Annotated in this window: 15 protein-coding genes; 5 read left to right on the forward strand and 10 right to left on the reverse strand. The window is 56.7% G+C overall.

The genetic code is table 11. The features are described from left to right. Window positions 1-290: 290 nt before the first annotated feature. Window positions 291-2,570, reverse strand: a complete 2,280-nt coding sequence (locus EH31_RS05065) for a TonB-dependent receptor (RefSeq protein WP_034958449.1) — start codon at window positions 2,568-2,570, stop codon at window positions 291-293. Window positions 2,571-2,861: 291 nt separating this feature from the next. On the opposite strand from EH31_RS05065, the gene EH31_RS16740 reads away from it, so the two are divergent. Continuing rightward, entirely contained in the window at window positions 2,862-4,619 is a 1,758-nt protein-coding gene (locus EH31_RS16740) for a methyl-accepting chemotaxis protein (RefSeq protein WP_051698944.1), read from the forward strand. Window positions 4,620-4,621: 2 nt separating this feature from the next. Here EH31_RS16740 and ald read toward each other — a convergent pair whose 3' ends face one another. Continuing rightward, the gene (gene ald / locus EH31_RS05075) at window positions 4,622-5,737 is read right to left on the reverse strand and encodes an alanine dehydrogenase (protein WP_034958450.1); all 1,116 of its coding nucleotides are present in this window, start codon (window positions 5,735-5,737) and stop codon (window positions 4,622-4,624) included. A gap of 149 nt (window positions 5,738-5,886) precedes the next feature. Here ald and EH31_RS05080 point away from each other — a divergent pair, with 149 nt between their 5' ends. Further along, window positions 5,887-6,324, forward strand: coding sequence for an Lrp/AsnC family transcriptional regulator (locus EH31_RS05080; RefSeq protein ID WP_241765829.1), 438 nt, complete (start codon window positions 5,887-5,889; stop codon window positions 6,322-6,324). 9 nt (window positions 6,325-6,333) lie between these two features. Here EH31_RS05080 and EH31_RS05085 read toward each other — a convergent pair whose 3' ends face one another. The 5 genes from EH31_RS05085 to phhA all read right to left on the reverse strand — a co-directional run bounded on the left by EH31_RS05085 (window position 6,334) and on the right by phhA (window position 10,828). Continuing rightward, window positions 6,334-7,005 carry an SDR family oxidoreductase gene (locus EH31_RS05085; protein WP_034958452.1) on the reverse strand — a complete coding sequence of 224 codons (672 nt, stop codon included), beginning with the start codon at window positions 7,003-7,005 and terminating at the stop codon, window positions 6,334-6,336. Between the two features lie 176 nt (window positions 7,006-7,181). Beyond that, on the reverse strand, window positions 7,182-8,411 hold the full coding sequence (kynU, locus tag EH31_RS05090; RefSeq protein WP_034958454.1) for a kynureninase: 1,230 nt from the start codon (window positions 8,409-8,411) through the stop codon (window positions 7,182-7,184). After that, window positions 8,408-9,043: an arylformamidase gene (gene kynB / locus EH31_RS05095; protein WP_152553457.1), complete on the reverse strand. Its 636-nt coding sequence runs from the start codon at window positions 9,041-9,043 to the stop codon at window positions 8,408-8,410. Before kynB ends, kynU begins: the two co-directional genes overlap by 4 nt. Continuing rightward, window positions 9,033-9,983 carry a tryptophan 2,3-dioxygenase gene (locus EH31_RS05100; protein ID WP_051698945.1) on the reverse strand — a complete coding sequence of 317 codons (951 nt, stop codon included), beginning with the start codon at window positions 9,981-9,983 and terminating at the stop codon, window positions 9,033-9,035. The genes kynB and EH31_RS05100 overlap by 11 nt, the downstream gene beginning before the upstream one ends. After that, on the reverse strand, window positions 9,980-10,828 hold the full coding sequence (gene phhA, locus EH31_RS05105; protein ID WP_034958457.1) for a phenylalanine 4-monooxygenase: 849 nt from the start codon (window positions 10,826-10,828) through the stop codon (window positions 9,980-9,982). The genes EH31_RS05100 and phhA overlap by 4 nt, the downstream gene beginning before the upstream one ends. Before the next feature lie 183 nt (window positions 10,829-11,011). On the opposite strand from phhA, the gene EH31_RS05110 reads away from it, so the two are divergent. Beyond that, the gene (locus EH31_RS05110) at window positions 11,012-12,931 is read left to right on the forward strand and encodes an autotransporter domain-containing protein (RefSeq protein ID WP_034958458.1); all 1,920 of its coding nucleotides are present in this window, start codon (window positions 11,012-11,014) and stop codon (window positions 12,929-12,931) included. 209 nt (window positions 12,932-13,140) lie between these two features. Here the strand turns inward: EH31_RS05110 and EH31_RS05115 are convergent, their stop codons facing one another. The 3 genes from EH31_RS05115 to EH31_RS05125 all read right to left on the reverse strand — a co-directional run bounded on the left by EH31_RS05115 (window position 13,141) and on the right by EH31_RS05125 (window position 18,370). Then, window positions 13,141-15,900, reverse strand: coding sequence for a bifunctional aconitate hydratase 2/2-methylisocitrate dehydratase (locus EH31_RS05115; protein ID WP_034958459.1), 2,760 nt, complete (start codon window positions 15,898-15,900; stop codon window positions 13,141-13,143). A 189-nt stretch (window positions 15,901-16,089) separates the two neighbouring features. Further along, on the reverse strand, window positions 16,090-17,307 hold the full coding sequence (locus tag EH31_RS05120; RefSeq protein WP_051698946.1) for an MFS transporter: 1,218 nt from the start codon (window positions 17,305-17,307) through the stop codon (window positions 16,090-16,092). Between the two features lie 16 nt (window positions 17,308-17,323). Then, window positions 17,324-18,370, reverse strand: a complete 1,047-nt coding sequence (locus EH31_RS05125; protein WP_034958460.1) for a LacI family DNA-binding transcriptional regulator — start codon at window positions 18,368-18,370, stop codon at window positions 17,324-17,326. Between the two features lie 144 nt (window positions 18,371-18,514). Between EH31_RS05125 and EH31_RS17510 the strand changes: the two genes are divergently transcribed. Beyond that, on the forward strand, window positions 18,515-20,104 hold the full coding sequence (locus EH31_RS17510) for a TonB-dependent receptor (protein ID WP_152553458.1): 1,590 nt from the start codon (window positions 18,515-18,517) through the stop codon (window positions 20,102-20,104). A gap of 90 nt (window positions 20,105-20,194) precedes the next feature. Further along, window positions 20,195-21,295, forward strand: coding sequence for a TonB-dependent receptor domain-containing protein (locus tag EH31_RS17515; protein ID WP_161782127.1), 1,101 nt, complete (start codon window positions 20,195-20,197; stop codon window positions 21,293-21,295). The last annotated feature ends 14 nt before the right edge of the window (window positions 21,296-21,309 follow it).

The following is a 21,309-nucleotide window of genomic DNA, read 5'->3' on the forward strand; positions in this document are numbered from 1 at the left end:
TTGTCGCACCCTAGTGACGCTTTACGCATCTACATTGTAAGAACACGGCAAGCCTCAGACTCGCCAAATCCCCTAACGGAAAGCACCATAACCTGTTTCGGTCACAGACACGAATCCCGCCACTCACGTGCTTCAATATGGGAAGGTCTAAGGGGCATTACGGAGCATTTCAGTGATAGAAATCACGTTTTGCGGTGATTGCTTGTTATGCCGTTGCTTGCGCACACAAAAAAGGCACCGACAACGCTGGGATGCGCCATCGGTGCCGATTTTTTGAGGCTTATTGAGGCTTAGAAACTGCCGCGCAGGCTGACCCCATAAATGCGCGGTTGGTTCACAAAGCCTGTGTTATTGTTGAAATCGATAGCACCAATGAGGTTTTCTTCATCGGTTAGGTTGCGTGCAAAGGCACCCACTTCATACTGCCCATCGCCAAAGACATATCCGACCCGGACACCCAGCTCGTGATTGCCTGAGTGATTGAACTCAAGGCTTTCATAAAGGAAGATGTTGGTGCGCCCCTGGATGAACCAGTCCGCATTGAAATACAGCTCATTCTGGCCAACCGGCAAAGTGAACTGTGCTTCGATATTGAAGTTGGTGCGCGGTGCCTGTGGCAGCGGGTTGCCATCGATCAACGCAAGGCCGTTCGCGTTCAAATCATCGGTCACCGTGCAGGCAAAGCACGTCGCCACAGCAAGGTCATCATCCTTGATCTCTGTATCGACAAAAGCAAAGCCGGCGCGAAGGAAGAAGAAGTCGCTTGGGTTCCAATCGAGGTCGATTTCGAAACCCTTACCTTCTGCATTTTCCGCATTGATGAGCGAAATGAAGTTACCTGCGCCGCCAACAGCGGTTAGCTGAATATCATCTACTTCATAATAGAACAGCGCACCGTTGAGGCGCAGCGTGTCATCAAACAGCGTCGTTTTGAAACCGGTTTCATAAGAAATCACGGTTTCAGACTGCGCCTGAGAAGTTGGCACGCCAAACGCGATGCTACGCCCCTGGATCGATGGGCCCCGGAAGCCGCGCGCGACGCGGGCAAACAGGTTCACATCCGGGTTTACTTCGTAAACCGCGCTCAAATCCCAGCTGATCTGGCCATCATCGATGAAGGTCCGCAAGGACCCGTTATCAAGCGTGAAGGTAGGGTTTGGCAGCACGATGACCTGGAACGTTCTTTCCTCGTCGGTGTAACGAAGACCGCCCGTGAGGGTGAGCTGATCGGTCACTTCATAACCGACCTGACCAAACACGGCCCAGCTTTCCGCTTCCGATTCCCATGTTGTCGCTGGGACCGGCGCTCCGCCAAGGAAGGTGGAATCAAGCAGACTGTTGTCGAAATAGAACGCGCCCACCTGCCAGTTGAACCGGCTGGAGGTGTCGCTGGCGACACGAAATTCCTGCGTGAACTGTTGGCTGTCTGAACGACCACCGGTGTCCGACGGGAACGGAATATTGCCGGGGAAGGAGAAAGTGCCCCCTGTAAACGCGCTGGTGCCGCCGGAGAATGGTGGCGGTGCGACGCCCCCAAATGTGCCGGCAAAGTCAATCGCGCCGCCGTCAATATCACCGCGGCCCGAACGGTTCAGGTCGCTATAACTGGTGATCGAGGTGAGCGTCACGCTGTCAGAAAGATCGATGCTGAGACGCAAGGACGACAGGAAGATGTCCCGCTCGCCCTGGTTACCGCCGCCGCCATCATAGGCGACCACATCGCGGTCGAAGTTGTTGTTCAGCTGATTGCTGCCCGGGGTAAGCACATTTGCCCGGAAAAAGCTCGTCGTAGAATCGGAATCGGCATAGCTCGCCATCAGAAGTGCGTTGAAGCCGGGCTGCGTGAACTCAAGCTGGAAACGTGCGGCCGCCTCGTAAAAGCCACCTGCGAAGTCTTCTTCGCCGGTAAAGGCGTTGTCGACCCAATCGTCCTGACGCTGATAAATGCCCGATACCCGGAAATTCAGGATGTCTTCGATCAATGGTCCGCCAATCGCGGCCTCGGCATTGACCGTGTTGAAGTTGCCATAATTGACATTGAACGAACCTTCATAGGTGTCGGAAGGTTTGCGCGTATCGAATTTCACGATCCCTGCTGGCGTGTTGCGACCAAACAAGGTGCCTTGCGGGCCACGCAGGACTTCGACCTGTTCGACATCGAACATCGGGAAACCTTTAAGCGTGACATTCTCAAGAACAACATCGTCAAGGATTACCGAAACCGGCTGCGATGCAGCGGTATCAAAGTCGGTGTTGCCAAGCCCGCGAATGTAAAAACGCGGCGACTGGCGGCCGTTGGAGCTTTCCACGGCAAGCCCTGGAACACGGCCATTAAGGCCAAGAACGTCCTCAACACCTGAAAGCGCATTTTCCAGAGTTGCGCCCGACAAAACGCCAATCGACGCGGGAACGTCTTGCAGATCCTGCTCGCGCCGCTGGGCCGTCACGATAATGGTGTTGCGCCCCGATTCTTCAGCTGTTTCCTGATCTGCGCTTTGCGCTGAGGCTTGAGAGCTGAACATAAGCGCGCCAAAAGCTGCTGCGCTGAGAAATTGATACTTTTTAATCATGGACTTAATAACTCCCCGATACTGCATCACACATTAGAATAGCTTAGGCCAAAGCGATTGAAGGCGGCGCTTAACCCCCTCCAAATCCAGCCTGCCAATCCCAAGATTCTTGTTTGTTATTAGAATTCCCGCGCTGGCTAGGAACAATCAGCCAGAAAGTCAAAAACATGAAGCGCCTTAATCAGCAGGCCGCACGCCAATCAACATCGGGGAATTGCGCAAGACACGCTTAACGACGGCTCAAACTGGATTGCTTAGTGGTTTCGCGGAAGCGATTGGGTGATTGATGCGATGAAACAAGAAAAGCTAATACACGCTTCATCGCTATACGGTGATAGTGAACCGACGGGTAACGCGCTGGCGGATTTGGAATGCTCCTCCCAGGTCACCCTTAACGACACGGGCGCAAACCCACCATTCGCGTCGGAGAGCGTGCCAGCATACTCAGTGAGCGCCAGCTTTGGGCGCATTTTAGGCGTACCGCCATACAACCCACGTTGGGAAAAACTCCAGCGCGACTATCAAAACGCGGCTGTCGCTTCCTATTTGCTTCAGAACGCGTGGGCCACCGTGCTGGCAATGGGCCTGATCGCTTTTGTTGCAGGGGCTGGCGAGAAGACGTGGATTGTTCAACTCGCGCTTCTGAACAACACCATGTTCTTTGGGCTTGGGCTTACTTTGATGCCTGGCTCACGAACCTGCAGGGTCAAATATGCAAACGCAATAACAGGCACACGCGTTACCTTTGCCATAATGATGGGCCTCGCTGCAGGCTGGGCCATCTTCTCTTACGCAACAACCACTTTCCTTCCCGACGAATGGAATAGCGTGGCCATCGCGACCAGCATCGCCGTCATTGCAATCGGCGGCATAGGTTGCTCCGCTTATCCGCTTATGTCGCTTGGATTTATGACTATCGTAACCAGCGGCGGGATAGCGGCGAGCATTCAGTCAGGGGAACCAATCGTTGGCTATTACGTGGCGGGTTGGTTCATCTTGGTCATGCTGCTCTATTTGCAGATCCTGCCCAGTTCGCGAGACTCGTTGCAACGCGTGAGCGATGCCGCCGAGCTAGAGGCAAGCGAGGCGGAAAAGCGCGAAGCAATCGAGCTTCGGCACGATGCAGAACGAAGGCTGCTTGAGGCTCGCGAAGAGGAGCGCCTTCGTGATGAAGAACGCCGGGTTCAAAAAGACGAAACGCGCAGGCAAGAGCTTTTTGCGCTTGCTGAGCAGTTTGAGGACACCATCGGACAAGTGTCAGAGACGGTCGCAACAGCTGCCCACCAATTCAACCGCACCGCACATATGATGTCGCGCAAAGCCTTCAAAGCGGCCGCTCAGATTGAGATCATCGCCGATGCCGCCCAACAGGTGGCGCAAGGAAGCACTGCGGCGGCCGCAGCTTCTGACCAGTTTGCAGTATCCATCGACAACGTGTCCGAACAAGCCGCCGATGCGGCCGAGCTTGCAAGATCCACTAATGAAACCGCCAAAGCCACTGATGCAACCGTATCCCAAATGACCGAGCGCGCCGAAGGCATTGGCGAGATTGCTCAGCTCATTCACACGATTGCGGGTCGCACGCGGCTCTTGGCTGTGAATGCATCAATCGAAGCAGCGCGCGGAGGCGAGGCGGGACGCGGGTTTGCTGTCGTTGCAACCGAGGTCAAGGAGTTGGCCAACCAAACCAGCGATGCAACAGGCGATGTCGCCAGCAGCATTCAGGAAATGCAACGCCACTCTAAGGCAAGCGCTGATGAGCTGTCCGACATTCGCGAACAGATCGGCCTGCTTGAAACCGCAGCCACCTCCATCGCCAACGCCATGAACCAGCAATCGCACGCCAGTAAGGAACTGGCGCAAAGCATCGACCTTGCTGCTGCTAGCGCTGGCGAGGTGTCGGTGTCCGCTCAAGAACTACGCCGCGCTGCAAGCGCAGTCGGCAAAGCGTCCGGAACGCTATTGATTGCCTCGGGCGAACTGGAATCGCAATCCGACCTTTTGAAGGAGAAAGTGTCCAGCTTCCTCGCGCAAATTCGCAAGAACTAAGCTTAAGCCAAAGCCTCTGAAATGGGCAGGTGATCATAGCCAAGCTCTTCTGCGACCGCTTTATACACCACTGACCCGGCGTGAACGTTAAGCCCCTCTGCCAGATGCGGGTCGCTGCGTAGAGCCTTTTTCCAACCCAGATCCGCAATGCGCAATGCATGGGGCAAGGTCACATTGTTGAGTGCATAGGTGCTTGTTCGAGCCACCGCGCCGGGCATGTTCGCAACGCAGTAGTGAACCACATCATCAACCACATAGGTGGGCTGCGCGTGAGTGGTCGCTTTGGAGGTTTCAAAGCATCCCCCCTGGTCAATGGCAACATCCACCAGCACCGCGCCCGGCTGCATCTGCTTGAGGAGATCGCGGGAAACCAGCTTTGGCGCTGCTGCGCCGGGGATCAGGACAGCGCCGATCACCAGGTCCGCCTCGCACACCGCCTCTTGAAGGTTTGAAAGGTTCGAGAAGCGCGTTTTGGCCCGCGATTCAAAGTGCATGGCGAGCTTTTCGAGCACCTCCGGATTGCGATCGAGGATCGTCACATCTGCGGCAAGGCCAGTTGCCATTTGCGCCGCGTTAAAGCCAACAACACCGCCGCCGATGACGGTGACTTTGGCTGGCATTACGCCGGGCACACCGCCGAGCAGAACGCCGCGCCCGCCATGCGCCTTTTCAAGGGCTGTCGCGCCTGCCTGCACGCTCATACGGCCTGCGACCTGGCTCATCGGTTTGAGCAGCGGGAGCGAGCCTTCCGCGCCTGTCACAGTTTCATACGCAATCGCGGTGACGCCTGATTTCACAAGGTCGCTCGTCTGCTCGGGGTCTGGCGCGAGGTGGAGGTAGGTGTAGAGCACCTGACCTTCACGCAGTTTGGCGCGTTCAACTGCTTGGGGTTCCTTGACCTTCACCACCATTTCGCATTCCGCAAAGATCGGGTCAGGCCCGTCGGTGATCTTTGCGCCAGCTTCAATATAGCTTTCATCCGAGGCACCAATGCCAAGGCCGGCGCCGCTTTCGATCCAGACCTCGTGGCCATGTGTGACAAGCTCGCGCGCGCTCTCTGGTGTGAGGCCAACGCGGTATTCATGGTTCTTGATTTCTTTGGGGCAACCGACACGCATTGGATCTCTCCTCTCAAATACAGGGCGGATAATATCACCAAAGCATCGGGAAATTCCCCCTATTGCGCCCTTTGGATATTGTGTAGCGGTACAATATCCCGAATTATCCCATTTGGAGGGACATTTTGCCAAACTCCGAAACTCGCCTCTTGCGCGAACTTCAAACCGATTCCAGCCGCTCCATCGCTGAGCTTGCCGAAGGCGTTGGCATGTCCAGCTCTGCTGCCCACCGCAAAATGCGCGCCCTTGAGGAAGACGGCACGATCCAGGGCTATGCCGCGCGGCTTGATCCCCGAAAACTGGGCCTCAAAATGCAGGCCTTTGTCGAGATCACCCTTGCCAACCAAGGACAAGAAGCGATGGACCGCTTTGAGGAGGCAGCGCTTGGCTTTGAAGAGATCCTTTCGTGTCACCTGCTTTCGGGCGAGGCTGATTACATCTTGCGAATTGCGGCCAAAGACCTTGACCATTTCGACCGCATCCACCGAAAGGCTCTCGCCAGATTGCCCGGTGTTGCGACCATGAAAAGCAGCTTTTCCATCCGCGAGGTCAAGCCGTGGCGTGGTTATCCGGTGCTTGGCGATTAGGGTCAGGACCTAAACGTTGCCCTTGATCCGCACATTCTCGCCATTGATGGCGGAGGATTTGTCCGACAAGAGGAACGCCGCAAGCTCGGCAATCTGCGATGGTGCCACCCAATCGGTAAAGTCAGCATCCGGCATATCGGCCCGGTTGGTGGGTGTGTCGACGATTGTCGGCGAGATGACATTGACCCGCACGCCTTGGCCGCGAAGCTCCTCGTTCAGCGCCTCGGAAAGCTTGATCACGCCCGCCTTGGACGCCGCATAGGCTCCCATGCCAAGCCCGGCCTTGTCGGCAGCGGCTGCGCCAATGTTGATGACGCTCGCCGGGTTTTCTAGCAGCGGCGCGAACGCGCGGCACGAGTTCAGCGTTGTCATCACATTCATCTGAAACATGCGCGACCAAGTGTCCGCAGGGCCGGAAAGCATTTCCTCCCACACAAAACCGCCCGCGATATTCACAAGGCCAGCCAAAGTGCGCCCCTCTGCTTTGAGAGTATCGGATAATGTCTGCACCGCCTCCTCGCTGGTCAGGTCCAGACCTCCGCGAAAATCGACGCTTGTGTTCTCGAACGGCAGGCTATCGGCGAGATCAACGCCGATCACGTGATAGCCTTTGCGAACAAGCGTTTCCCAGACAACCGCGCCTACAATTCCACAAGCGCCTGTGACAAGTACCGATGCCATTGTATTTATTCCTTAAAAAGCCATTTTTGACACACTTGACACACTGTCCAGGGATCAAAAACCGTTCGATCAATAATTGGCCCGATTATCGAAAAATCCGATTGAACTTTCGGGCGGATAAAGGCGGTGTTTGATACCATTCGAAGGGCAATAGCAATCCGGCCCCAAGTAGGAAATCACGTGACCGCCGCGCGCGTCCGGTATTCTGCGCGGTCCCATTCGCGGGATTGGCAAATGGAGCGCAGCCGCTCCACCCCTTGCGCAATGTCGGCGAAGCTTAGGTAAAGCGGCGTGATGCCAAAACGCATGATGTCGGGCGCACGAAAATCGCCGATGACATCGCGTGCTTTGAGCGCCTGCATCATGGCGTAGGCTTCCGGGTGGGCAAAGGCGACCTGACTACCGCGCTCGGCGCTGTTTTTGGGGCAGATGAATTCAAACCCGTACTCGCCGCAGCGTTGCTCCATCAGGTCTACGAATAGCTCGGACAAGGCGATAGATTTTTGCCTCAGAGCGCTCATATCCGCCTCCAGCATAAGATCGACGCCCTCTTCCAACGCGCTCATGCCGAGCACAGGCGGCGTGCCGCATTGGAAACGGTCGATGCCTTGGGCAGGCTCAAACTGCCCGTCAAAATCAAACGGCCGCGCATGGCCGAACCAGCCGGAGAGAACGGGATCGGCATGGTGGTGACGCCTGGCCGCGAACAGGAAGGCTGGCGCGCCGGGGCCGCCGTTCAGGAATTTGTAGCCGCAACCAACGGCAAAGTCCGCGTTGCTTGCGTTCAGATCAACCTCGATCGCGCCTGCCGAATGGCTTAGGTCCCAGACAACCAGCACGCCTTTTTCATGCGCTTTGGCCGTGACCTGCGCCATGTCGCGGATGCGCGCGGTCTTGTAATGCACCTGTGTGAGAAGCAGCACCGCCACGTCTTCATCGAGCGCATCAAGCACAGCGTCAGGCTCCACCTCGCGGCATTCCAGATCGCCAAAGCGCGCAAGGCCTTGCATCATGTAATTGTCGGTCGGGAAGTTGCCCGTTTCCGTTAGCAGAACGCGCCGTCCTTCTTGCAGGGACACCGCAGCCGTTAGCGCCTTGAAGATGTTGATAGAGGTGCTTTCGCCCGCGATCACTTCTCCGGCTTGCGCTCCCAAAAGCTCGCCGATCTTGTCGCCGATGCGGGTGGGAGAATTGACCCAATCCGCGCCCAGCCAGCTGGTGATGAGCCCCTCTGCCCATTCCTGCGTCACGGCGCGGTTCATGCGCGCCACGGTCCGTTTGGGCAGGCAGCCGAGCGAATTGCCATCAAGGTAGATCAGCCCTTCGCGGATCGCGAATTCATCGCGGAAGTGTGCGAGCGGGTCGGCGGCGTCCATCTCGGCAATGTGCTGCGGCGTAATCGTCATCGGGCAAGCTCTCTCAAGATAGCGCGAACCGGGCTCGCATCGGCCCCTTCAAGCGGCAATGGCAGCGCGATCAGCTCATATTCGCCCGGCGGCACGTCATCGAGGACAAGCCCTTCGAGGATGCGCATATCTCCGGCGAGGACTTCGTGGTGGGCGTCCATCGTCTTGGAACTTTGCGGGTCAAGCGAGGGGGTATCGACGCCGATCAAGACGGTGCGCCCGACCCTGAGCCGCTCGATCACTTCTGGCGCAATGGCTTTGAAATTCTCGTCCCATGCATCGTGCGGGAATGTCGCATAGGTGCGAAAGAGGACCCGCGCCGCGCCTTCCAGCGCCTCCCAATCGCAATCCTCGACTTCAACCCTTTCCCCCGCATGGCGCATGTCCACCACCACGCAAGGACCGATGTAAGGCTCAAGCGAGGAGCCCGCGCTGTCAACGCCCTCGTTCGAATAATGCAGCGGCGCATCGGCATGGGTGCCTGCGTGCAGGGGCGCGGTGACTTGTCCGATATTGACCGGACAATCGGGGCCAAGCTGAACGTTGCGTTGAACCACCAGATCGGGCTCGCCGGGCCAAAGAGGCGTGCGCTTGCCGAGGCGCTGTGTGATGTCCCAAATCCTAGTGGCCAAGGGGACAGCCCCCTTCATCTTTGGCCCCTTCATCTTTGGCGGCGTCATCAGCGTAATTTCCGCCCTCTTTAGGAGCGCTCATCCGCGTGCGCATCGCCCACAGTTCGGGGAAGAATGGCAGGTCCAATGCCTTCACCAGATAGTTCACACCCGACGATCCGCCCGTACCCGTCTTGTGGCCGATGACCCGGCTGACGGTCTTCATGTGTTTGAAGCGCCATTCCTGGAAATAATACTCCACCGCCGTCACCTTTTCAGCAAGGGTGTAGAGGTCCCAATTCTCGCCCGGACTGGTGTAGATCGCGAGCCACGCGTCTTCGACCTCATCTGACGGCACATACCCTTGCGAGAAATCGCGCTCCAATGTGTCCGCCGGAATTTCAAAGCCCCGCCGCGCAAGGAGCCGCAAAAGCTCGTCATAAAGCGACGGCGCATGGAGCACCCGCTCCAGTTCCGCCCGCTTTTCCGCATCATCATTGTGGACCAGAACAAGGTCTGCTCGCTTCAGCCCGAGGCAAAATTCCAGCGCGCGGTATTGGTGCGATTGAAAACCCGACGCCTTGCGAAGAAACCCGCGAAAGGTGAGGAAATCATGCGGGGAAAGAGTTGCGAGCACCTCCCACGAATGGATCATATGGCGCAAGATCGTCGCAATCCGGTCGAGCGTTTTCTCCGCCTTGCCCAGCTTATCTGCGCGCAAAGCCTCCATCGCTTGATCCGCCTCATGGATACAAAGCTTGATCCACAATTCCATCGTCTGGTGCATGATGATGAAGAGCATCTCGTCCGGCTTGTCCGACACTGGCACCTGAGCGTTCAAGAGCGCCTCTGTCTGAAGGTGCCGCGCATAGGACAGCCCGCGATCCCATTGGATCGTCTCGCCATCAATCTCGGCCTCGAACGTCTCCACACCGTCAACGATTGTCTTCTTGATGCTCATGCGTTTGCGCCAGCCCCCTCGTAAAGCCGATCCCCCGGCACAGCCTCTCCGATAGGGATAAGCGGCAAGTCGGCGACCTCGGCATAGACCTGTTTAAGGCTGGTCGTCTCCATCTCTTCAAGCAGCGCGTCGAAGCTTTCGATCACAAAGTACGTCGGCTGAAACTCGTCAAACGGCCAATCGGTGCGCATCAATCGTGGCAGATCAAACTGCAGACGCCGCGGCGCATCGCTTTTGAGCGCGTGCACGGTTTCGGCAAAACTCGACATGAGGCCCGCGCCATAGGCCCGCAAGCTTCCGCCGTCCTGAATGAGCCCAAACTCCACCGTGTGCAGGTAAAGCCGCCCAAGCCAATCGGACATGCCTTGCCTTTCGGCGCGCAAACCGGCGCGGCCATAGGCGGTCATAAACTCGCCAAACGTCGGATCGAGGAACATCGGCATGTGGCCGTACACATCGTGGAACATGTCGGGCTCATCGCTGTACTCAAACGAAGGCCCCTGGCGAAGGAAATTGGCGACCGGAAACTTGCGCTCGCTAAGCATTTTGAAGAACGGTTCGTTCGGGATCACTCCGGGCACCGCGACCACTTCCCAGCCGGTCACATCGCGCAAACGCTCGTTCCAGCGGTCAAACTCCGGCACGCCCATTTTATCAAGCTCAAGTGCCCGCACCCCTTCGATAAAGGTGTCAGAGGCAAGCCCTTCGAGCGCCTCGGTTTGCTTTGCGGCAAACTCGCTCCACCGTGCGTGATCGCTCTTGGAGAATTGCTCCCAGTTCTGGGGCATGCTCCAATCATCGGCCACACCATCTGGCGGCGTTTCAAAAACGTGGGCGGCACCCATGTTTGCGGCTCCTTTATCGGCAATTGCTGCGCATATGGGGCCTTTAACCTCGCAAGGCAAACCGTGCGTGACACCGGATCGCAGCAATGTGTGACGCACATCACCTCACGCAAATGCCACGTCCTCTAGAAGCGCCCCAGATCAGGCCGGTGCAGTGCACACTATGGGCCTTAAGGGGGAAATATGGTCCATTTATCAAAGTTCGCTCAGGCAAAGTGGGTTGGCGTCTCGCTGGCTTCTCTTGCTGCGTGCATGCCTCAAGGCGCATTTGCGCAAAGCTATGGCTCTTTCGGTGACAATATCGCTGATCCGGGGAATATTCCCAATATTATTGAAGCGGGCAATCAGGCGAACGGGACCAATGATGATCCCAATTTTCCGCCCTCACCTCCCGGATTTGGCAACCGTTTTTCCAACGGGCGCACAGCGGCAGAGATCCTGCCCGAGCTGCTTGATTTCAACCTGGCTGATATCAGCAATGAAGCGGTTGGCAATGCGTTTTCAGACAAGCTTCCGGTCAGCCTTGCAGGCGGCATATTTCTTGGCAATGGCAGCTCTATTCCCGGCCCCATCGGGCGCGGCCTTACATCACTCAATGACACCGATATTGCGAGCCAGGTCGACAATTACCTCGCGCGCGTTGGCAGCCTTGGCGAAGGGGATGTCATGCTCCTTTATGCCTCGGGCAATGATGCAGCTCTGGCTTTGAACACGGCGGCCCTCACCATGGCGCCCCCTGACCAGGCCGCTCAGCTTGCGATTTCGGGGGCTCAGGCAAACGCTGCGAACACTGCCGCCTCGGCGCAAAGATTGCTTGATGCAGGCGCTGGGACGGTGCTGGTTTCAAACCTTCCCAACATCGGGCAGACGCCGGCCGCGCGCGCTGGCGGGCTTTCGGGAGTGCAGCTGGCAACGCTGTTTTCAACCACCACCAATCAGGGGCTGGTGACCTCGCTATCGGGGCTCAACACCGGCGATGGCACTCTGCTCCTTGCTGATACATTCACGCTCACCAATGATATCGCAGCCAACCCTGCGAAATACGGATTTAGCGACGTGACCAACCCGTGCTCGCTTGTGCCCACTTGCGTCAATGCAGACCGATCTGTGCAGGATCAGTTCCTGTTCTGGGACGTGTTCTTCCCGACCGCGCGCGGCCATGAGATTTCCGCCGCATTCCTTGCCGATACGATCAACGCGCCGCGCACTTTGCCAGCGCTTACCGAAGTCAGCCGCTTTGCCACCGAAGAGCAAGCGCGCTCGCTCCTTCGGCTTGAGGGCGATGGTCTGTGGGTCGCAGGACGCGCGGGTTACAACCGTATGCGCCGCACCCGCGACACCTATGCAGTGGGGTATGAGGCCGATGGCCCAGGCGCACAAATCGCCCTTGGCTATACCCTGCTCGACAGCTTCACCGTGGGTGTGGCGCTGGGGTATTCCGACACCGATGTGGACTTCGATTTTGTCGGTGGAGGGTTCGACAAACGCTCTTTGCACATCAGCGGTTTTGCCACAGTCGAGACGCCTTTCGTCGATTTATCAGCCGCCATCAGCTACGGCTCTGACGATATCGAGAACCTTGCCCGCATCACCAATGTGGCAGGGCAAACGTCGGTCGCAGAGACCGAAGGTGACAGCATGGCGGTGGTGTTCGAGGCCTCGCGCTCGATCGCGCCGACGCCCATATTCACGATCCGCCCAACGTTACGCGTGGGCTATTCAGAGAGCGATGTGGATGGCTTCACCGAAAGCGGTGCAACGGGCCTTTCGCAAGTGGTCTCAGACCTGACGCTGGACAAGACATTCGCAGAGGTTGGAGCGCGCGTGCAAGCAGAATTTGCCGGAATTGATGCCCACCTATCAGGTTTTTACCACGTGCGTTTGGGTGGCGGGTCGCAGCAAGTGGATTCCGCTCTTGTCACCATCCCCGACTTCACCCGCAGCGCCATCGCGCGCGCAGGCGACCGCGATTACGGACGGGTCGAGGGCGGCCTTTCCAAGACCTTTGGCAAAGTGCAAATCGGTGTGAACGCCGCCGCGACCTTTGCTGACAGCGAGTTCAGCCACATTGGCGGCAATGCCAATGTGACTGTCTCATTCTAGGGCTGGGCTCATTCAAGGCTGAGCGAAAGGAATGGCAGTTTGCCCGCCTTATGCAGAACGTGAAGGCGCGCGGTGCCAGTAGTGGTTTGTGCCCAGACGCATGACGGGGGAATGCCCTTCCACCCCGTCAATGCGCGAGGCTCCATCGTCAACGATGGCCTGGTGGTCCGGTCCCTTATCGCCAAAGATGTTGTCGCCGGGCGCTACCACTAAGCAGCGACAGGCGGCGCGTATTTGGTGAGGTTGATGCCTTCAACAGCGGCGGTGTATTCCTCAATCGTCGGCGTGCGGCCAAGGATCGTCGAAAGCACCACAACCGGGGTCGATGACAGAAGGCTTTCACCTTTCTTGTCGCTCGCATCTTCCACCACGCGGCCCTGGAACAGGCGGGTCGATGTTGCCATCACCGTATCGCCCTTGGCAGCCTTTTCCTGGTTGCCCATGCACAGGTTGCAACCGGGACGCTCAAGATAGAGCATATTTTCATACTCGGTGCGCGCCGCGTTTTTGGGATTGGTGTCGTCAAACTCAAAACCGGCATATTTGGACAAAAGCTCCCAATCGCCCTCTGCCTTAAGCTCATCGACGATGTTGTAGGTGGGCGGTGCCACCACAAGCGGGGCCTTGAACTCAACCTTGCCGTGTTGTTTCTCCAGGTTCTGGAGCATTTCGGACAGGATTTTCATGTCGCCCTTGTGCACCATGCAGCTACCGATGAAGCCCAGATCGACCTTCTTTTCGCCGCCATAGTATGAGATCGGGCGAATGGTGTCGTGGGTGTAACGCTTTGAAATGTCGTTATTGTTGACATCGGGGTCAGCGATCATCGGCTCTGTGATAATGTCGAGGTCAACCACCACTTCGGCGGTATATTTCGCGTTTGCATCAGGGCGCAGCGCAGGCACTTCGCCAGAGCGGATTTCAGCGATACGCGCATCCGCCTTTGCAATCAGGCCAGCAAGAACGCCCTTGGCATTGTCCATGCCCTTGTCGATCATGATCTGAATGCGCGATTTTGCGATTTCCAGCGATTGGATCAGCGTTTCATCTTCTGAAATACAGATCGAGGCCTTGGCCTTCATCTCTGCGGTCCAGTCGGTGAAGGTGAAGGCCTGATCGGACAGGAGTGTGCCGATGTGCACTTCGATCACGCGGCCCTGGAAGACGTTGTCGCCAAATTGCTTGAGCATTTGCGCCTGCGTCGCGTGGACAACATCGCGAAAATCCATGTGGTCCTTAAGAGTGCCCTTGAAAGTGACCTTGACGCTTTCGGGGATCGGCATGGTCGCCTCACCCGTCGCAAGGGCCAGAGCCACTGTGCCGGAATCTGCACCGAACGCGACGCCTTTGGACATGCGCGTGTGGCTGTCCCCGCCCACGATAACCGCACGGTCGTCGATTGTGAGGTCGTTCAGCACCTTGTGGATCACATCGGTCATCGCCGGATATTGATCGTTCGGGTCGCGCGCGGTGATCAGGCCAAACTTGTTCATGAATGTCATGAGTTTGGGGATGTTGGTCTGGGCTTTCTTGTCCCAAACCGATGCCGTGTGACAGCCGGACTGATACGCGCCGTCTACCGTTGGCGAGATCACGGTCGCGGCCATCGCTTCCAGCTCTTGGCTGGTCATCAGGCCGGTCGTGTCCTGCGAACCTACGATGTTCACGCCTACACGCACATCAGAGCCAGCGTGGAGCACCTGGCCGTCGGCAACCCCCACAGCATTGCGGTTGAAGATTTTCTCAACCGCGGTGAGGCCTTGGCCCTCGTGTGAAATCTCACGGTTGGGCGCATAGGAAGATTTGAGGGGTTGCCCCAAGGTGGTTTGCGCAAAGGTTTGAAGCTTCTTGCCAAAGACCACGGCATAAGAACCGCCCGCCTTCATAAACTCGACCTTTTGCGCGGTGAAAGCGCTCGATACGTCGGCAAGCTCTTCGTCGCCTTCATAGAGTTTCTTGGTCTTGGTGTTGATGGTGAGAACCTTGCCGGTCTCCACCGAATAGGCTTGCTCAAGCATCGGATCGCCATAGCCATCCTTCACAACTTCGCCGTTCTCATCGACCTTTTTGACCCAGTTTTTAAGGTCCAATCCAATGCCGCCGGTCACGCCAACGGTGGTAAGGAAGATCGGCGAAATGCCATTGGTGCCCGCTACAACCGGTGCGATGTTGACGAACGGCACATAAGGGCTCGCCTGCTTACCCGCCCAAAGCGCGACGTTGTTGACGCCGGACATACGGCTGGAGCCCACGCCCATCGTGCCTTTTTCCGCGATCAGCATTACGCGCGCATCAGGGTACTTTTCCTTAAGCGCTGTAATCTCTGCCTGGGCTTCTGGTGAGATCAGGCATTTGCCGTGAAGTTCGCGGTCAGAGCGCGAGTGCGCCTGGTTGCCAGGGGACAAAAGGTCAGTCGAGATATCGCCCTCGCCTGCGATATAGGTGACGACTTTGATCTCTTCTTCAATGTCGGGAAGCTTGGTGAAAAACTCTGCCTTGGCATAGCTTTCAAGGATAGCGGTCGCGACGGCGTTTCCGCCTTTGTGAGCTGCCGCCAACCGGTCAGTGTCCGCGTCGTAGAGGAACACTTGCGTCTTCAAAACGTCCGCTGCTTGCGCCGCGATGCTCGCATCATCACCAAGCGCGAGGTCGAGCAAATACTCAACCGATGGGCCGCCTTTCATGTGGGAGAGAAGCTCGAACGCAAAATCAGGCGTGATCTCCGCCACGACCTCTTTGCCCAAAATGATCTCTTTCAAGAATGCCGCTTTGACGCCAGCCGCGCTCGTCGTGCCGGGAAGCGTGTTGTAGATCAGGTGATTGAGCGAATCCGCACGGTGCTGATGCCCTGTATCCTTGATCTGCGCGATCAGTTCCGCAACCAAAGCGCCGTCATCGATCGGCTTTGGCGAAAGGCCCTGGATTTTGCGGGTTTCAATCTCGTCGAGGTATGATGCGTAAAGGCTCATGGCAGATCCCAATTCTCTAAAGTGATTGCGCGGCATCGACGGCTGACAAAGCATCGAGCGTGCGCGTGACGTCCAGCGTGAGCGGGTATTCAAGACAGGCAAGTGGCGCAAGCAATTTTGCACTGCGACTGCAAAGGGCTTCCATCAATGACGCAGGTTGACCCTGCGGCAAGCTCATTTTCGGGCTGGTTATCGGACCGTTCGGATCAAGAGCATCAAAAAGCCCGAGACGAAGGCCGCAATCGCGAAACCCGCAAACAAATGGGCAAGCGCGCTTGCCACATCCTCGGCGGACAAAGCGACAAGCGCTATCGAGGGCGCGATAATGGATGGGAGAGTGTTCGACAGGTTCATCACGCCAAGCCACAGCCCGCGCCTTGAGCTGGCTCCGACAAGTTGGGCGACCATAGCTGTATCGACGGAAAGAAACGCGGAAAGGCCGATCTGCAAAAGGCCATAAGCGATAAAGAACCAGCCCAGTTGCGGCAAAATGGCCAGCATTGCCATGCCAAGCCCAAACACGCATGCAGACACGAACAAGGGCACCCTTCGCATCGCCTTAAGGTCCGAAATCGCGCCGCCAAGAAGCGTCGCAACAATCGCAAGCCCTGCGGCAGGCGCGGTTAGCGCGGCAAGTATCTCGCTTGCCCCTGCATCTTGCCATGCTCCCTCGGCGATCCCCGCTTCCGTTATGTAGAGGTAGATATAGCCAATGGCGAAAGCTGCGCCTGTCTGCACAAGCAAGCGCGATGTCCAGGCAAGGGCAAAGTCCACTTTCAGTCTTGGGGTAAAAGCCCTGCCTTGCTTGCTTGCAGACGCATCATTGCCGATTGCATCGCCCAGTTTCCAGAACAACAGCAAAGGCATCATGCACATAACGGCAACAATGCCGATCAGAATAAAGGCGCGAAAATCGTCTTCGGGAAACAACCAGGCGACCGGGGCAACCAGAAGGGTTGCGGTTGGTAAAGCGGCGTTGCTGAGCCCGCTCAAACGCCCCTTGAGTTCATCCGGGAAATGGTCAGCCAACAGCACGCCCAAGGGGGCAAAACAGCAATTGAGAGCAATCTGGAAATAGACAATCGCTGCGAAAAGCGTCTCTTTGCTGTTTGCAAGGGCAAAGCCGATATAGGACAAAAAGAGCAGCCCTGCGCCGATTGCAATCAGCCCTCTTCGATTGCCGTACCGCCTCATCCATCGGTCGCTCAACGCGCCTGCAACGATATGGGAAAGCCCGGCGACCGCCCCTCCGGTGAGCAGAAGAAGGCTCAGTAAGACCGCCGCATCGTCAGGGAAAAGCGCCTCGCCCCGCCTTGGCAAAAGCAGCACAAGCAAGGGCATAAAGGCAAGGTGTGCTCCCAGAAACGCAAGCCCGTAGCTCCAGAATGCTGAGCGGGGGAACATCATGGCGGGGCTCGCTCGCCTACTTGAGGCGAGCTGTGCTCTCACGCCGGATAAGCTCGAACGGCAGCTCATATCGGCCACCAGCCGCCGAACCGGAACTTTCCGAGATAAGGCCGCTGCACGCCTTCGCGATCATCGCCGCTGTGGGTTGCCGTATGGCCGTCATCGGGGGGACGCTCAGGCGGACACCGGGGGTGTCTTCAAGGCTCACCAAAGAGAGGTCTTGCGGAACGCCGATCCCGAGGCGGTCTGCGACATGGAGGACCGCAAATGCCATCTGGTCATTATCCGCGATAATCGCTGTGGGTCGCTCTTCTTGTTCCAGCCACGCTTGAACTACAGGGATCGCGGTGTCGAAATTAAACTCGCCTTTGCCGATCCAGTCTTCTTTGTAAGGAAGGCCACGCTCGCAAAGCAGATCACGATACCCGTCGACCCGCATCAACGAGTTCCCGTAATAGGGAGACCCCGCCAGATAAGCGATCCGGGTGTGATCCAGATCGGCCAAATGGCGCGCTGCCTCAAAGCCTGCGCCCGCTTCATCCATACACACATCGACAAAAGCGCCCCCGTCACGCCGGCCAATGCGCGCACATGCGATGCCAAATTCCTCAAGCAGATCGGTCAGTGTCGCATTGTCACTGTGGGGAGGTGTGAGGATCACACCATCAGGGCGCAGCTCGGAAATGACTTTGGAAAGCTGCCCTTGCGCTTTTTCCGGCTGGGTGTCGATCAGCTCGAACACAAGGTGATAGCCTTGCCGTTCGCACTCGGTCATCCCCCCGAAAAGCATCTGGTCAACCCAGTCATTGCCACGACCTGCACGCCAGTTTTCATAGGTACGCTGGCGATCATTAATCGCAAGGATAAGATAAGAGCGCGAGCCTCGCATACGGCGTGCGGAGATATTGGGAACATAGCCCAACCGCTCCATCGATTCCTCGACCCGCGCACGCACAGCGGGCTTCACATTGGGCCCTTTATTCAGGACGCGCGAAACCGTTTGGCGCGAAACGCCAACATCTGCCGCAACATCCCTGATTGTAACGGGTTGCTTGGTTCCCACGTCTAACCATCCTTTGATCCCGCAAGTATAAGACCGTATTTTTCAACACAATTCAAGGGTCACTGTGACCGGTCACAAATCGGGTTAGCCAAAGATGGGTATCGTTCCGGAAGAGAGCGATTCTGGGATTTGGAGGGTACATAAATGCGTCGTTTTACCGCCGCCCTTGCGTTTGGGGCATCCGCTATCGCACTATCCACGCCGGCCATGGCGCAGGACCAAAGTGCAGATCAAGAACAGCAAACTGTTGAGCCAGCCGATGATACCAATGTCATCATCGTGACCGCTGATCGCCGAGAGCAAACCTTGCAGGATTTTGCCGGGACCGCTTTTGCCATCACTGGTGACGACCTGAAAGCTCTTGGCGTGCAGAACGTGACCGATCTGCAAAACCAGGTCCCAGGCCTCTCGATTGCCAACAACCAGGGCAATGTCGAAGTTTACATTCGTGGTATTGGTTCATCCAACAACACAGAATTGGGCGATCCGGCCGCCGCATTCCACTTTGATGGTGTGAACATCCCTCGCCCTTCGGGCATTGGTTCTGCGTTCCACGATATTCAGCGTGTTGAGGTCAATGTTGGCCCTCAAGGGACGCTTCGTGGACGTAACGCGACCGCCGGCTCGATCAACGCAATCACCTTCCGTCCTGGACTTGGTGGTTTCGATGGAATGATTGAGGCAGAATACGGCAATTTTGACCATCGCTCGCTCCGCGGCGTCCTGAACATTCCGCTGTCAGACACGGTCGCTGTTCGCTTCTCTGGTCTGTATCAGGAAAACGATTCATATTATGACAATGTCGGCCCGGTTCAGGGAATCGACGTAGCCGAGGCGCAAGACAATCTTTCCGGTCGCGCGCAACTGCTTTGGGAGCCAACGGATCGCCTGACCATCCTGGTCGCGGGCGATTATATTGCCGAGAACGGGACCGGTTACACGGGCACCAACTTCGCGCTGCCTCTTGGTGCGCTGGAAGATGGCAATATCACCCAGGACCAATTTGACTCGATTGACCCGCGCGAAGTCATTGCACGCGGCATCACGCCTGATCTGAACACTGATCACTGGGGCATCCGGACCACGATCGAGTATGAAGGTGACGGCTTCAATGTAGAGTATACCGGCAGCTACCGCGATGCGGTTTATGACTACGAGGCGACGACTCCTATCACGCCTAATTTTCCTGGTGTCCTCGATCGCCTTTCGGAGCGGGACAACCCGTTCACTCCGGAAGTGGGTGATGTGATCAATGATCCTATCATCCTTGCAGAAAACCTCGACGACTTCTCCCGCTTCCGGATCATCTCGGATTCGCGTTCGCATTTCCATGAGCTGCGTATCTTCAATTCGGAAGGACCTTTCATCTGGAGCATTGGCGGCCTCTATATCAACGAAGAGCAGCGCTCCTTCCTTGGGAACACCGGGGATCGTGGTCCATTCTTCCAAGGTATCGAATTCAACACCCAGACCGACACCGATTCATACGGTATCTATGCAGATGCCACCTATGAGATTTCCGACCAGTTCCGGATCACCGGTGGTATTCGCTACACAGACGACAAGAAGGAACGTACCGGCGTTGCAGCACGCTATGGCCTTGCTCTTGGCGGCGGCAGCTTCGAGTGTTGTCTTGGCGTTCGCGTAGGTACAGAAGGTTTTGAATTTGCGGCGTTTGATCGTATTATCATCAACCCGGATAGCGATGGCGATGGCACGATTTCAGAAGCCTAAGTCTTTGAATTCCATGCAGATGGTATCGCTCAATTTGGTGCACGCGATAACCTTGATGATATCCTGAACTTTGGGCCATTGCCCGGTGATGTGTTCCCTCGCGAAGGCGCTGCTGAGTGTCTCGACACGGTAAGCTTCGACACTCTGTTCTGTGAAGGTTTCACCAATGGCGATCCCTTCTTCAACAATCAGTTCACCTTCGCTGTGCCTTTCGGTGGCCAGATCTTCCAACAAGATGGCGAATTCCAAGACGACTTTGTCGACTGGCGTCTGCGTGGTGAATATGATGTGACCCCTGACAACCTGCTCTATGCGCTTGTTGCCAATGGCCACAAATCCGGCGGTTTCAACGACAACCTTGGCGATAATGGTGTTGCACCGACCTACGGAACTGAACGCGTTGTTCTTTACGAGATTGGATCAAAGAACGAATTCGATATTGGTGGACGCAGAGCTTATCTGAACGGGTCATTCTTCTACAATGACTACACAGATCAGGTCTTTACCGGTCTGCTGAGTGTTGCGACCGCGATTGAAACCGCTGTTGGGGTTCTGGGACAGGATATCCCTATCCCGCCCGGCACAAACACCGATCTTGTCGTCTCTTTCAGCTTTAACGCGGCGGACTCGGAAATTTACGGTGCTCAGATCGAAGGCGGCCTAGAGCTTCCCGGAGATATCAACTTTGACTTCACCGCGCTCTGGCTCGAAGCCTCGATCAAGGATGCCGAAGATATTCCTGATTTCCGCTTCCAGCCGGATGTCGATTCTGGAAACGCGGTTTTCCGTCCGATCGCCGGAAACCGTTTGCCACGCACGCCGCGCTGGCAACTAAACGGCAAGCTCAGCCAAGCTATCGACCTGCCTACTGGCCAGCTCGATTGGGTGGCGTCGCTTGGCTATCGTTCTTCACAATTCCACACGATCTTCAACAGCCTTGAGTTCGATGCGAACAACAATGGTACTCCGGTGACTGGCGGACGTCTGCTTGACCAGATCGACGGGTACTTCACCTTGGACATTGGCGCAGGCTGGACCATTGATGACGAAGGCAAGTATCGCCTTGAAATTTATGGCAACAATGTCACCAACTCGCAGGAAGAAGCGGCCATTATCATCACGCAGTTTGATAACACCCGCTTCTTCATCCGCCCACGGACCTATGGCGCGCGCATCCGCGCAAGGTTCTAAAGCGGTCATACAAT

Origin of the sequence: Erythrobacter longus (assembly GCF_000715015.1) — a bacterium.
Taxonomy (GTDB): Bacteria; Pseudomonadota; Alphaproteobacteria; order Sphingomonadales; family Sphingomonadaceae; genus Erythrobacter; species Erythrobacter longus.